The organism is Tunturiibacter empetritectus, assembly GCF_013410875.1.
Classification (GTDB): domain Bacteria; phylum Acidobacteriota; class Terriglobia; order Terriglobales; family Acidobacteriaceae; genus Edaphobacter; species Edaphobacter empetritectus.
Genome location: NZ_JACCCU010000003.1, coordinates 629373 through 643815, shown reverse-complemented (window position 1 = coordinate 643815; position 14443 = coordinate 629373). Strand labels below are relative to the sequence as shown.

At 56.6% G+C, this 14443-nt stretch carries 10 protein-coding genes; 3 read left to right on the top strand and 7 right to left on the bottom strand.

Annotated features, from left to right (window positions below; all coding sequences use genetic code 11):
• Window positions 1-104 precede the first annotated feature (104 nt).
• The 6 genes from HDF08_RS20500 to HDF08_RS20475 all read right to left on the bottom strand — a co-directional run bounded on the left by HDF08_RS20500 (window position 105) and on the right by HDF08_RS20475 (window position 4299).
• Entirely contained in the window at window positions 105-923 is an 819-nt protein-coding gene (locus HDF08_RS20500) for an abortive infection family protein (protein WP_179640500.1), read from the bottom strand.
• Window positions 924-945: 22 nt separating this feature from the next.
• Window positions 946-1359, bottom strand: a complete 414-nt coding sequence (locus tag HDF08_RS20495) for a PIN domain-containing protein (protein WP_257031308.1) — start codon at window positions 1357-1359, stop codon at window positions 946-948.
• A complete protein-coding gene (locus HDF08_RS20490; RefSeq protein WP_179640498.1) occupies window positions 1356-1616 on the bottom strand; it encodes a type II toxin-antitoxin system Phd/YefM family antitoxin in 261 nt (86 codons plus the stop codon). Before HDF08_RS20490 ends, HDF08_RS20495 begins: the two co-directional genes overlap by 4 nt.
• 47 nt (window positions 1617-1663) lie before the next feature.
• Window positions 1664-2152 carry a hypothetical protein gene (locus HDF08_RS20485; protein ID WP_179640497.1) on the bottom strand — a complete coding sequence of 163 codons (489 nt, stop codon included), beginning with the start codon at window positions 2150-2152 and terminating at the stop codon, window positions 1664-1666.
• 280 nt (window positions 2153-2432) lie between these two features.
• Complete coding sequence (locus HDF08_RS20480; protein ID WP_373563243.1) at window positions 2433-3107, bottom strand: YcbK family protein; 675 nt, start codon at window positions 3105-3107, stop codon at window positions 2433-2435.
• 286 nt (window positions 3108-3393) lie between these two features.
• Window positions 3394-4299 carry an ornithine cyclodeaminase family protein gene (locus HDF08_RS20475; protein WP_218884878.1) on the bottom strand — a complete coding sequence of 302 codons (906 nt, stop codon included), beginning with the start codon at window positions 4297-4299 and terminating at the stop codon, window positions 3394-3396.
• A gap of 71 nt (window positions 4300-4370) precedes the next feature.
• On the opposite strand from HDF08_RS20475, the gene HDF08_RS20470 reads away from it, so the two are divergent.
• The 3 genes from HDF08_RS20470 (at window position 4371) to HDF08_RS20460 (ending at window position 10157) form a co-directional block, all read left to right on the top strand.
• Window positions 4371-5090 (top strand): YceH family protein, encoded by a 720-nt coding sequence (locus HDF08_RS20470; protein WP_179640494.1) that lies wholly within the window; start codon window positions 4371-4373, stop codon window positions 5088-5090.
• Window positions 5091-5115: 25 nt separating this feature from the next.
• Window positions 5116-8124, top strand: coding sequence for a PAS domain-containing protein (locus tag HDF08_RS20465; RefSeq protein ID WP_179640493.1), 3009 nt, complete (start codon window positions 5116-5118; stop codon window positions 8122-8124).
• Between the two features lie 176 nt (window positions 8125-8300).
• Entirely contained in the window at window positions 8301-10157 is a 1857-nt protein-coding gene (locus tag HDF08_RS20460) for a glycoside hydrolase family 2 protein (protein ID WP_179640492.1), read from the top strand.
• A gap of 393 nt (window positions 10158-10550) precedes the next feature.
• Here the strand turns inward: HDF08_RS20460 and HDF08_RS20455 are convergent, their stop codons facing one another.
• Complete coding sequence (locus tag HDF08_RS20455) at window positions 10551-14156, bottom strand: TonB-dependent receptor (protein WP_179640491.1); 3606 nt, start codon at window positions 14154-14156, stop codon at window positions 10551-10553.
• Window positions 14157-14443 lie beyond the last annotated feature (287 nt).

Below are 14443 nucleotides of genomic sequence, written 5' to 3'. Positions count from 1 at the left end.
GCAAAACCACCAACTACAGAACAACAACGAAGGCCGCCAGCAATGGCGGCCTTCCTGCCTAAGTTTTCGTTTCATCTAAACTGATCAGATGATCTATAACGCCTTTATTTCCGCCTTTTCTTCGTCTCGGCGACTTCAATGAAAAACGTTGCCAGGGTAAACGCACCGTGTGATGCAAGACGTGCATGACGCGGTTCCAAGCGGAAGCTCGTTCGTCCGTCGTGTCCATGGGCCGAACCCCGCTTTGTCCGAAGCGATGCAATCCCGTCAACGATTGATGCCAAACCACTCAGGATTTTCTTCAAGCCATCATCCTGCATATCCGCTGGATCAAGCTGCAAATGACTCCTGACAACCTTCCATAGTGGCAAGATGCTTTGGTCAGACGGAAGAGTGAGTTTCTCGTCTGCGATGTATGTTTTGAATAGTGCTTCTAAGAGCGCACAAGACGCAGTTACAGCTGCTGCTGGATCACTTTCTAAGTTCGCGAAGATGCGATCAAATTCTAAATGAACGCCCTTGAGATCGCGATCATGCACAATCTGCTGCAAAGTCCGGCTCGCAGCACTTGTCCCCAATTGAAGAATGTGTCCACCTGTCTGATAGCACAGCCCGAGAGCACTCAATTGAGCGGAAATTCTTGCGCGATGAGCTTCTAACGGACTTTCTCCGCCGCCCAAAGTCGGAGGAGGTACCGTCTCCATTAGTTCTTCAATCAAACGACCAACCATCAATAATGGTGCTTCATCCTGCTGATTCGCGCGCAATAGCCATGCGTGGCACTTTTGCTGCTTATTTCCCACTGGCACATCAGCGGGGAACCCAGCAGCGAAAAAGCGGGAGTCTATTTCAGTGTGGGTGTAGTGGTTACTGAATACATCCGCAATCACAGCGACGAGCGGGACAGGGATTTTATATTCCAACAGTGTTCACCTTACTTTCGGTCTAAAACTCCACTAACTCCACCCCAAGCTTCTCGAAATCCTTGCGGTTCAGTGTTGCAACGGCCATTCCATTTGCTGCGGCGGTTGCTGCGATCAGGACATCCATCGAGCTTGGATTGTGGCCATTTTTCTTCGCACGCGCCATCAGGCTTCCGTAGCGCCTCGCGACATCGAGACTAAAACCGACGACACGGTTGAAGAACTGCATGTAGAGGTCGTCCTCGATCCAGCTTTCCAACTCCGACCGTCGCTTGCCAGGAGGAAGAAGGTTGATGCCGTACCACAGTTCGGCGTAGGTGATGCCGCAGATGTAGAGGTCGCTGTCGTCCGTGCGCTGCACCCAGGCATCAACGCGAGGGTCCGGAGGCCGCTTGGTATACTGTGACACCAAATCGGTATCGAGAAGGTACTTCAAAGCTCAACCTTCCTGGCCTTGGTGCGGGACCGCTTCAGATCAAGGCCGGAGCCTGCCAGCGGGGAGTTCTTGAAGAAGTCGGACATGGTTCGGGCGTTCCCCGTCGGGGTGTGCTTCGCCTTCTTCCAATCCTCAGGGGACACAAGCACACCGACGAGTTTGCCGTGGCGCGTAATCTCTTGCGCACCCCGCGCTTGCGCCATCTCAATTAATTCGCTGAACTTTGCCTTCGCCTCTGCCACTGCCCAGTTCGCCATCTCTCCCGCCTCCATTATGACCATTCTAGTCATTTTGACCACTGTAGTCATTTCTTTTTTCGCTCACTCCTCGCCCAAAGCCGCTTTACTCCTTGCGCTCTCGATTTCATCGCTTTTGTTCCTTCGCGCAAAGACCGCTCGATCACCTCTTCTGCCTCATCCCGCAGCGAGGCTTCCTGCATTGCTAGCAGTCCGAGACCTTCCACCGCTGAACACCTCACCACATTGCTCTCATCCTCAGCCAGCAGCGACATCGTTCGTGCGGCACGCAGCCGCTGCATGCGAGTATGCGCAACCCTTGGAACCACCAGCCCCAGATGCCAACGCGTCCGCGACTCCTCCGCAGGCAGCGTCTCCAGCAGACCCGCGAGTTCGTCGGCATAGCGCTCCAGCAGTCTGCAGTCCTTCTCGGTGATCCGCCGCGCAACATCGGCTGCACGCTTGCGTACCTCGATGTCGTCGCCGAAGAGCTCCCGCACCAAAGAACGAACTGCGGATCTGTCGGCAAGGATCTTCGCGGCGACCTCGCGTGCCACCGGCAGACCCCAGCGCTTTATCCTGAGCCGTCGCCCTAGATACTCCATGCCGCGAAGTATAGTCGACAGATATTCTCTCTCGGCTACCCGCGAGCACATCCGAGGCAACATTCTTCGCGCCGCTGCTACAACTAATTTAGGAGACAGAAGGCCCGGCACAATGCCGGGCCTTTTTGCTTAACAGGAATCGCTGGTAATCCAGAGTCAAAGTTTTACTTTGAAGCGGTTTGCATGCTTTGTACGGAAGTGGGAAGGAAGATACAAATGCAGGCCGAGCGAACTACATCCCCGTCGCTCTGGCGGCATGATAGCGGCGTCCTGGCTTGCGAGGTGCGGCACCAAAGACCCACTCTCGTACCGGACCCACATCGACGTGGACAAACTGCGATATCGGATAATAGCCGACTCCGCCGGCGTGGAGCGAGAGCGCTGTATTCCTCAGCTGCGCGGTCGAAACTCCCGGTACACGAAGGTCAATCGCATGACCTTCCATGTGCTGGCTGTGCTCAGCAACTCCGGTTTTTATCGACGAGTGCCGGAGCGCCTCATTCGTCTCCGGTGTTCTGTACCCGCAGACCACCTGGATGATGCCACTAACCCGTCCGAGCCGCGACATCATTGCGTGAAGCACGTCGAACTCCTTCGGCTCGTACTGGACCACGTCCTGCGTGTAGTGATCGCGCAAGAAATAGTTCAGCTTCTCCAGCGCCTCCGGAATGTAGGTATCGCCGACACGGTAGATAATATCCAGACTCTCACCAGTGTGTAGATTCGTCATCCGCAGCTGATAGGGCTTTCCCTCATCGGGCAGCTCACCCGAGACCGCACCCGAAGAGACGACGTCTGGCATCACACCAGGCACCACCTCTTCGCCGGTGATGGCGACTGGATGCGTTTTGGTTCGAGCGGAGGTACGAAGAGTGCTGCGTAAGCCGGCATGGACCCGGGTACGCACGGTTCTAGCCCAGGAGGAACCGCTCAGCCCAAATACGAAAATCGTAATAGCCGCAACCGCGGCAAAACTGTTTGCGCGCAATCTCCGCATCCAAACTCCCCTGATCCCATTGTCGAATGCGAGCCCCCAAATGCGGTCCGCAATTCGCCATTTCCTCTTTCTAGTTTATCGGACTCATCGACCAATACCCGGCGTTGCTTCTGTAACTTTAGTGTCATATTTGGATTGGCCTTCCAACTTCGGAGACTCTTGTCCGCAGAAGCCGTAAGCGTTTTGTTATCACTAATTAGCTTCTGCCAGCTCCAACCATGCGGTCGTACACGAGTTTCGCCGAAGCAATGTCTTCGATAGCAATGCCGACCGATTTAAACACCACGGGTCTGTCTCTTCTCTCCAGCTCCTTTCCCTGTAGCAGTTCTCCGATCTCAGCGCTTACCTGCGCCTTTGCCAGCAGAATATCGCCCGGCTCTCGCAGGGCGGCTTCGCGGGACTCGACCACAACGGCTCCCTGCATCGCCTCGTCGTCTAACTCCCTGCGATTTGGCGTGACGGCGCCGACTGCACAGATCATCGCGTCCTTCTTGAGCCATCGGCCAAACAGTACCGGCTCGGGCGAGCTGGTCAGCGTCAGCACGACGTCCGCGCCGGAGACTGTCTCCGCCGCCGTCGTTACCTGCGCACCCACCTCCTCGGCGAACCTCTTCGCGTTGCTCTCGGTTCGGCTCCAAACGCGAATCTCTTCAAAGTTCCGAACCCGCGACAACGCTCGCAGATGGGATCGGGCCTGAACTCCGCTCCCTAGAATGCCAAGCACCTTCGCCTCAGGCGACGCGAGCAGATCGACAGCCACGGCCGATACTGCCGCCGTCCTCATCTCCGTGATCAACCGGCCGTCCATTATTGCGAGCGGCTCACCTGTGTCTGCGCGAAATAGTTGAATCACCGCCTGATGCGTATGCTCTCCTCTATCGGCGTTGCCTGGGTAAAACGTGACCATCTTCGCCCCCATCACGTCCCCGTAGACGGCCGGCATCACGGCAAACCATCCGGAGTGTGGGGTCACCGAGATAACGGTTCGCAGTGGCTGCAACACGCGTCCGGCAGAGAGATCCTTCAGCGCCTGCCGCATCGCCGGAATCAGCTCGTCATAGGAGAGCGACGCCTTCACTTGTTCTTCGTCGATAGATAACACCCGGCACTCCTCAGGTCGTCCTCCCATTATCGAATGAACCAGACCAGAGTGCTTGTGGCACTCTAGTAGATATGCATCTCGACCCTATTCAGCTCCGCGTTCTCGGCGCACTCATTGAAAAAGAGATCACCACGCCTGAGAACTACCCGCTCTCGCTGAATGCCCTGGTCAATGCGTGTAACCAGCGCTCCAGCCGCGAGCCTGTGATGGAACTGACGGAGGAGGAGGTTCGGCAGGCGCTCCATGGCCTCGAAGATCTTGCCCTCACCAATCCGGTGCGCGAGTCCCGCGTCCCCAAGTATGAGCATCGTATCCGTACGGTCCTCAACCTCCGTCGCGACGAGACAGCCGTCGTTTGTCTGCTGTTGCTACGCGGCCCTCAGACGCCCGGCGAGCTTCGCAGCCGCGCCGAACGCCTCTACACCTTCGATGACCTTGCGGCTGTCCAGTCCACCCTCGAACGCCTTGCCGCTCGCCCGACGACGGACGAATCGACGCCGGAGAAGGCCAGTCCCTTAGTGACGGTCCTTCCTCGCCAACCGGGCTCTCGAGAGGCCCGCTATGCTCATCTTCTCGGCGCGCCCCCGGACCTCACTGCGTACCCGGCTGAACGGGTTGAGCGAGCACAGACCGGCTCCTCGACCGCTCAACGGGTTATTCATCTCGAGGCCGAGGTTGCGAACCTTTATGCAGCGATTCAAACTTTGACGTCCCGTATTAGCCACCTCGAAGCCAGCCTTGATTCTCAAGCAGAAGCATCTGGGTCTGGCGGCGATTCCTCTGTAAGATGAAGTTCTGCCCGTACTCTGTACCGCCATGCCTGACTCCATTACCAAAGCGCCTGTCACTATCAATCGCCGTGCTCAGTTCCGGCGGGAGAGCGATGCCGAGAACGACGGTCTCGCGCGACTGGTGGCACAGCTGCCGGAGGCGATCCTCTTCTTCGACCGCAACTGGGTAGTGACCTATGCTAACGCCGAAGCCGTTCGAATCAGCCGCATTCAGCCCTCCGATATCAACTCCAAGACCCACTGGCAGCTCTTCCCTGAGACGGTAGGCACGGCTCTGGAGCGCACCTACCGCACCACGATGCAGACCCGCGTCCCTCAGCACATTGAGCATTTCTACGCTCCCTTCGATGTCTGGGTCGACGTGCACATTCTCCCCACCGACGAGGGCGTCGCTCTTTATTACCGCGATGTGACCGGCCGCAAACGCGCCGAGAGCCTTCGCGACTCAGCGGTTCGTCAGCTGCAGCAGATCTTCGACGCGTCGCCCGACTCGATTGTCTGCGTTAATCGGAACTGGAGCTGCACCTTTGCCAACCGTGCCGCGCTCAACATATTCAAGACCGACACACTCATCGGCGAAGATCTCTGGGAGCGCTTTCCGTCGAACCAGAAGGAGCCCTTCCGCTCTCACTATCGCACCACGATGGAGCGGCGCATCGCTACCGAGTTCGAGGCCTACTATCCCGAGCCGCTCGACATATGGTTCCGAGTCTCTGCGCGCCCCTTCGAAGACGGCATCATCATCTTCTCGAGCGATATCACCGACCGCAAGGGCGCAGAGCTGCTTCGCAATGCTGCCGCCCGCCAACTCCGTCAGGTTCTTGAAACCACCACCGACGCTGTCGTAAGCCTGAACCGTGATTGGAACTTCACCTTTCTCAATCGCCGGGCGAGAGAGCTGCTCAATCCCATAGGGGAGCTTCTGGGTAAAAATCTGTGGGAGGAGTTTTCCGCTGCAGCCCAACCAAACAGCGAATACCGCTATCACTACCATCGCGCCATGGAGGAAGGCATTCCTGGCGAGTTTGAAGCCTTTTATCCAGAGCCGTTCAACTTCTGGCTCTCCATCCAATGCCGGCCTTATGACGACGGCATTGTTCTCTTCTTCCGCGACGTTACCGCTCGTCATCAGGCCGATCAGGCCCTCAAGCGGCAGCAGGATTTACTCGCTTCGGTCCAGCAGACCGCTCGCGCTGCGACCTGGGACATAGACTACGCCACGGGCATCGCGACCTACGGGGCTGGCTCTTATCCGGTCTTTGGCCATCCTCTTGCCGAGATCCCCGACGCTCGTACCTTCAAGAAATTTCTTCTCCCCAAATATCTGTCTACGATTGCTTCGGCAGTGCAGGCTGCGGTTGAGACCGGCCAGATGATTGTTGTTGAGTGTCAGATACGAGCGGCAGACGGTCGTGTTCTCTGGATTGAGAACCGAGGCCAGATTATCTTTATCGATGGCAAGCCAGTCAGCCTTCGCGGCCTCACCATCGACATCACGGACCGTAAAAAGAGCGAAGAAGCCCTTGTTACCAGCGAGGCCCGTTATCGCGTCCTCGCCGATCTGAACCCGCAAGCCATATGGATGGGTGCGCCTGATGGCAGCATTAACTATGCCAACCAAGGATTCCTCGACTACATCGGACTCACGATCGAGACACTTGGCGGCCACAATTGGCTCAATGCCTTTCACCTCGAAGACCGGCAGCGAGTCTTGCAAGCCTGGACTCACTCCGTCGAAACCGGAGCCGAGTATGATCTCGAGGCTCGGTTGATCCGCGCCAAAGATGGTTCCTCTCGCTGGTGGTGGCTTCGCGCTCAGGCAGTTCGCGACGACGCGGGCGAGATTCTTCACTGGCTTGGTGTCGCCATCGACATCGACGACCGCAAGACGTTCGCTGAGACGTTGCAGCGACGCCAGGAAGAGACCGAGCGTCAGCGCTCCGAGCTGGAGTCCATCTATCAAACCGCTCCCGTCGGGCTCGCTCTCTTCGACGCTGCCACTCTCCGCTATCTCCGGATCAACGATCGTCAGGTCGAGATCATCGGTTTGCCTCGGGAGAAGATTCTCGGGCAGGTCATCACCGATGTCATCTCCCTTCCGGGGCTTAGAGAACTACTACTGACTGCGGCATCAGGTCGACCAGTACGCAGCCAGCTACTACACGGCGAACTCCCTGGACGTCCCGACGAACAACGTTCCTTCAATGTCAGCTACTCTCCCGTCTTCGCAGCGGACGGCTCGGTAGAGGCTATCGCCGCTGTCATCCTCGAGGTCACTCTTCAGAAGAAGGCTGAGGCTGCTCTCATTCAGAGTGAAAAGCTGGCCGCGGTGGGTCGCCTGGCCAGCTCCATCTCCCACGAGATCAACAACCCGCTCGAAGCCATTACCAACCTGCTTTATCTCATCGACCTCTCCGCCGATCTGCCGGAAAACACACGCGAGTATCTCCACACAGCGCAGGGCGAACTCTCCCGTGTCTGTCAGATCGCCACTCAGACTCTCCGCTTCCATCGTCAGGCTGTGCGCGCCACCCAGGTCAACGCGGCTGATCTTGTCGATGCCGTCCTCAATCTCTATCAGGGCCGCCTCGCCAACTCGCACATCAATGTAGAAGCAAACTACGAGACGAGTACGACGATACTCTGCTTCGAAAATGACATTCGACAGGTCCTTAACAATTTGATCGCGAATGCCATCGACGCCATGCGCGGCAGCGGTGGCCGTCTTATCGTTCGCGCCCATGACGCTACCAACTTCTTGACAGACTCTGCAGAGCCGCGTCACGGCATTCGCATCACCATCGCTGACACTGGTCATGGCATGTCCCCCGCGGTAAAGGCTCGTCTGTTCGAGCCCTTTTACACTACCAAGGACCTCAACGGGACAGGCCTCGGGCTCTGGATCTCTGCTGGCATCGTCACTCGCCATCAGGGCAAACTTACTTATCGCAGCAGCGAACACCCAGTCCACCACGGCACCATCTTTTCTCTGTTTCTTCCCTGGACCGAGGTTGACTCGCCCGGCTCAGCCTAGGCTATCGCACTCATTCCCGCTGATTTCTACTGACAACCGCATCTCTCTTACCGCTCCGTCTCCTCCAATACGAAAAAACTCCATTGGGCAATTGTTCAAAGACCGAAGTATTATGACTCGATAGCTTTTTTTGCGCACCAGCGTCGAAACCCGCATCGCGACCGGAGAACGCCCTTATGCAGAAGTCCGCAACTCGCAGCACCCTGACCGCTATACTTCTCACCGCAGGATTCCCTGCCTTTTGCCAGACGAGTCCCCAAACCAACACCACCCTGCTCGTTGATATCGACCATCGCCCCGCCATCTCTTTGAATGGCGACTGGCACACCATCGTCGACCAGTATTCGACCGGCATCTATACCTTGCATCAGGAGCTTCGCAAGGACGGCTTCTTCATGAATGCCCCCTTCGATCCAAATGGCCATCCACAGGACTACAACTTTGCCAACGCAGCCACGCTTCGCGTCCCGGGCGACTGGAACACACAACGACCTGAGCTTCTCTACTATGAGGGGCCGATCTGGTACGAGAAGGACTTTCAGCACACCGCTGTTCCGAATACCCGCACCTTCCTCCACATCGGCGCGGCCAACTATCGCACGTTCGTCTGGGTAAACACCAAGAAGATCTGCGAGCACGAGGGTGGATTTACGCCGTTCGACTGTGACATCTCTACCGCACTCCACGATGGCAGCAACTTCATCGTTCTGTCGGTCGACAGCACCCGCATTGCTGATGGAGTTCCTACGCTCCAGACGGATTGGTGGAACTATGGCGGCCTTACGCGGGACGTCTCCCTTGTAGAGGTTCCCAAGCAGTTTATCGACGACTACGACCTGCACCTCAGCCGCACGGACCGCTCTGTTATTGAAGGCTACGTCCACGTGGAGGGGGCTCCGGCCGGCACCCCAGTTATGGTCAAGATTCCCGACCTGCATGCGAAGGTTGAGTCGACGGTCGACGCAAACTCGCGAGCCGCGATTAGCATTCCGACAAAGTCGCTTAGCTTGTGGTCGCCCGAAGATCCCAAACTCTACAAGGTCGAAATCTCCTCAGGCTCTGACAGGATCGAAGACACGATCGGCTTCCGCACCATCGAAACGCATGGTACGCAGATCCTTCTCAATGGCAAACCCGTCTTCCTTCGTGGCATCTCCATCCACGCTGAAGCGCCCTACCGCACAGGCCGCGCGTACACCCAGAAAGATGTTGACACGCTTCTCGGCTGGGCGAAAGAGCTTGGCTGCAACTACGTCCGGCTCGCCCACTATCCGCATGACGAACGGATGACCCGCACGGCCGACCGCCTTGGCCTCATGGTGTGGTCCGAGATTCCGGACTATTGGGCACTTCAGTTCGACAACCCGGCTGTGCTCGCGAAATCGAAACAACAGCTCTCCGAGATGATTCGACGCGATCGCGACAAGGCGTCTATCGTGCTCTGGTCGGTCGCCAATGAGACGCCGAATACCGAAGCCCGCACAAAATACCTAACGGCTATGGTCGAACTGGCGCATCAGCTTGATCCTACGCGGCTGGTGACTGCGGCTCTTCTGGTTCGAACGGAGAAGACTGCAAGCGGATCGAACAAGATCGTCGACGACCCGCTTGGCAAAGTGCTGGATGTTATTGGTACGAATGAGTATATCGGCTGGTATGAGCAACATGCGGAGGGGGCGGATACGACGAGGTGGGACATTCGCTATGACAAGCCGCTGATTATGTCCGAGTGGGGAGGCGATGCAAAAGCCGGCAACCATGCGGCTTCCGGCGATTTGCACCCTGCGCTGTGGACGGAGGAGTATCAGGCTGAGATCTATCGGCACCAGATTGCGATGCTCAACAAGATTCCTCAGCTACGCGGCACAAGTCCCTGGCTTTTGATGGACTTCCGGTCGGCTCGCAGGGTTAATCCGGGGCTTCAGGACAACTTCAACCGCAAAGGGCTGATCTCGGATCAGGGGGTCAGGAAGCAGGCCTTCTTCGTTTTGCAGAAGGCTTACCTGGACAAGTCGCTGGGAAAGGCAGAGTAGCGGATTCAACTTTGCAAAAAAAATGGAGCCTTGGTGGGAGCGAGATTTTTCGCGCTTTTGCTGTGTTTTTGAGGGGTGTTTTAGGAAAACGCGTGTTCTGGACGTGGCTTTTTGCTGGTGTAACTGTGGTGAGGTGCGTGGTAGACGTGGTGAGAAAGCAGTCGTTCGCGCGGAGTGGAAAAATACGCCACGGATTTCAACTTTATTTTCGCTGGGCGATCGTCAATCGAGATAGCGATGATGATTGGAGTCCGATCCCTCTGATTAGCTTTTCCTTCGGCCGATGCCCAGGTGTATTCCTGCCTTCGGGAAGAGAATATTGAAGCACTCATTACTCAGGGCAAAAAAGAGTGGAGACCGAAGTCTCCACTCTTGGATCGAGATTGAGTGCAATTAGAAGTGCAGCTTGAGTTGAAACTCCGTAGTTCTGGGCGCACCTTGAGCGAACGTACCAGATCCGCGCTGTGTGCGGGTCTGACTTAGATTCGCAAACGTGTCGGGAGCGTTGAGATTGCTCCCGAGGTTGGCTCCAGTCGGTCCATTCGCCGTATTGACGTCCGCAAGCGTCCCTGTCAACGTGCCAAAGTTCGCCATGTTGAAGACGTTATACATGGAGACCACTGGTTCGATTGAGAGGCCTTCACGAACACGGCTGAGACGAATCGGGTACGAGGCGCTGAGGTCGAACGAACGGAAGGCAGCGTTTGAGATAGCTCTGGTGGTTGGTAGAGTCGCGATAGGCTGTACGACAGCGTTAGCGGCGACGAGTTGTCCCGGCGAGAACAGCCCCGCCGTAACGAGTGCCTGACCTGCAGGAGTCAGATTGTTGGCCTTAGTCGCATTGAAGTTGTTGATCGTAGCGCCAAGGTTCGTCGGCTTTACACGGTGCATGTAATCGCCGGGAAGAGTTCCTGGGAGGAGATCGCCTGTCTGACCGTCGCCATCGACGTCCGTGCGGAAGATCTCACCAGGATTGCCGGAGGTGTTGTCGAGAGTGAGCGAAGTGGGAGGTGCAGAGAAGAAGTGGCCGATCATAGAGATGGTCGGTCCATACTTCACGAGGAAAGCTCCTCCAAAGCTCAGCTCATTCGTGTGATCGAGGCTTGCCCGACCCAGGCTTGAGTTCGGATCATCCTGATTCCAAACATATGAGTTGAAGAACTGGTCGGAACCACCGGTGCCAGGCTTTGACGCCGTTGTAACCATGGAGAGCGAGTAAGAGGCCTGGAAGTTGGCGCTCAAGATGCCGGGCGCCGGGTGGCTTTTCTGCTCTTTGACTACTACCTGCAGAGCATCGTAGCCGGACCGCCCCTGTGGGACGACGAAGTATCCGAAACCGACCGCGGGATTAAGTCCCGGGAAGGCAGCTCCCGTTGCTGGCGTATTACCGTTTATGATCGCCGGAAAACCGCCGCCGAACTTAGCGGCAGAGTCGAGGCCATTGCCAGCGAAGTCTGTGATGGTTGCACCGGCGGCAAGGGCGCAGTTAATAGCTGCCGACGAGAATCCGCCAACGCATCCGAAGGATGACGTTGTCGCGGCAATCGCATTTTGGGCTGCAGCTACGTTCAGTGTTCTCGCAGCACCGAGGTGATTCTGGTCAATGATGATCGGAACCTTGAGCGTCGCGTTGTGAACATAATCTACCGTCACGATCGTGCCCTTACCAAACTCATGCTGAACTCCACCATTGAATTGGATGGAATAAGGCGTGCGATAAGGAGCCGCGTAGATGGTGCCGGTGGCGCCAGTCGAGAGACCTCCGCCTCCGCCAATGAATCCAGGATTGGACGAGGTGTTATTTGCCTTTGTTGCCGCCTGGTATTGAGCAGAGACCTGCTGGATTGCAGGAGCTGACTGAGAGATCGGCTCCGCGCAGATGGTTGACAGTGGAACCCCGTTGACACTCGTAACAAGTCCACCCCCTGGCAGTGGCACCGAGTTAGTGCCTCCGCAGACCCCGGTTGCGTTGAAGAAGGGACCTGAGGCGTTGATAACCAGGCTGCGTGCGTTCGAGGTGTTGTTGAAGATGTCGCTTTCGTAGAAGATTCCGATACCGCCGCGAACCGAGGTTTTGTGGTCACCCGGGCTGAAGGCAAAGCCGAACTGCGGCGCTATATTGCCATACGGCTGGTGGACTTTGTTACCGTATCCAGGGTGCCCGGGCGCGAACTGATCGAGCAGGTTCGCACTGCCGGAGCAGGGTGCGATCGATTGGTCAACGCTGGAGCAGGGTATCGCAGGCAGGTCCTGGTTTGCCCGGTCTGTGTCGATGCTGTACCGAAGGCCTGCAACAATTGTGAGGGAGGTGGTTGCCTTCCAGCTGTCTGCGAAGTAAACACCGGTGCGCCAGTCTTCGACTCCGCCACCGGGCAAACCGAAGCCAGGTTTCTCCGTGAAGATAGAGTTACCGTTGCCCAAGGTGTAACTGCTGGCAGCATATCCGTTGAGCGGATCATTCAAGCATGGAGCTGCGCCCATTACTCCACCGCAGCTTGCCAGCGCAGAGCCGGCCGAAAACTCCGTAAATAACGAAGCGCCGTAGAATTCAGCAAAGCCGCCGCCAAGGAGTCGATTCAAGTTGGCACCGTATTTAATGCTATGCGCGCCGCGGGTCCAAGTACCGTCATATCGTAACTGTTTATCGGACTGGAAGGTTCCCTGAGGAGCGAGGTAGTTCGGTCCCGCGTAGAACCCGTCCGTGGAGTCATATAAGGTGACGCCGGGCAAGCCCAAGTTCGCAGGGTTATAGATCGAGGTGACCCCGCCTGTTCCGTCGGCAATCAAGTTGTGAAACTTCTCATAGCCGCCACGGATGGAATGGGTGAAATGGCCTGTTGCGAAGTCTGCACCGCCATTGATTCCTGGGACGTTATCACGATTTTCGTAGAGTTGATAGAGCAGCCCGAAGTTGGAGGAGTCTGCATTCGATTCATAAAACCCGCGCACAAAGTAGTGTCCGCCAAACGGTCCGTTGTAGTCTAGGCGCGCCGTCGAGAAGGTGTCGCGGAAGGCTGCCGGGATTGTAGGAAACTGTTGCTGAACGCTAAGAAAAGTGGGGGGTGCACTGGCGGAGGTCTGCGAGTCCTGCTTGATTCGTTCCGATTCGCCGAAGAAGAAGAGCCTATCCTTCAAGATGGGGCCGCCCACGCCGCCGCCAAACTGGTTGCGCTGAAAGGGCGCATCGAACCCGTTGTCGGTGCGTGCAAACCCGACACTATGATCCTGGAAGTTGTAGAACAGGTCTCCGTGAAAGGCATTGGTACCGGACCGGGTCGCCACGAGAACCTGGCCGGTCGAGGTCACTTCACCCGAGACGTCCTGGGTGGAACGGTTTAGCTGAAATTCGTCGACTGCTCCGGACGGAACATTGACGATCGTGGTTCCGACAGTCTCGTCGGTGATGTCCTGACCATCCAGCAAGATGCGAGTGGTACGTCCGGACTGTCCACCCACCGAGATGGCGGAGTAGCCAGCTTTGGTTGGGTCGAAAGATTCGCCGCTCTGCAGGATGACGCCAGGCTGAATCTGCGCGAGGTCGAGAAAGTTGCGGCCATTGATCGGTAGACTTTCGATCTGCTCACGAGTCATGACGTCAGAGACTCCGGGCTGATCCGTATTGATTTGAAGAGCGCCTGCATTTACTTCAACGGTCTCAGCCGAAGAACCAAGGGTGAGCTTGAAGCTTCCAGGTGTCGATGTCCCGGTACGAACCACAGTCTTGACGGAGAGTTTTTGGAAGCCGGGTCCAGAGACCGTTACGGTGTAGGGACCAGGATTGAGAGGGCCGACGCTGTAGAACCCCGCGCTGTCGCTGGTAATCGTCTTCGTGGAGCCGGTATCGGTTCCGACGATCGTCACGGTCACGCCCGATACCACAGCCCCTGAGGGATCGGTGATCGTTCCTTGAATTGATCCGCCGTTGACCGAAGTGGCTTGGCCGTAGCTCAGTACCGTGGTGGCGAACAGCAATGTTATCAGCGTAAAAAGCCTTTTCATCTCTTCAAATCTCCCCTGGGTTCGGATCCGGAATACTTCCTGGTAGCAGGAGATTCGCTCGGCCGATCCTCAAGAGGGATGCAACTTTAGGGCCATTGCCAAGGAAGGGTTTGTTTCTCAGATTTTTCTAGGAAAGAGAGGGTTATTGCCTGGTGGGGATGAGGAGAAAAGCTCTTGGAGTTGAGTGGTTTATGGAATAAGAGATTTTCTCTACTAAAAATGGTATTGACAAAATGCACATTATGTGGTTATTGGAGTGAAACCGTTAAACACGTATTTAGGAGATA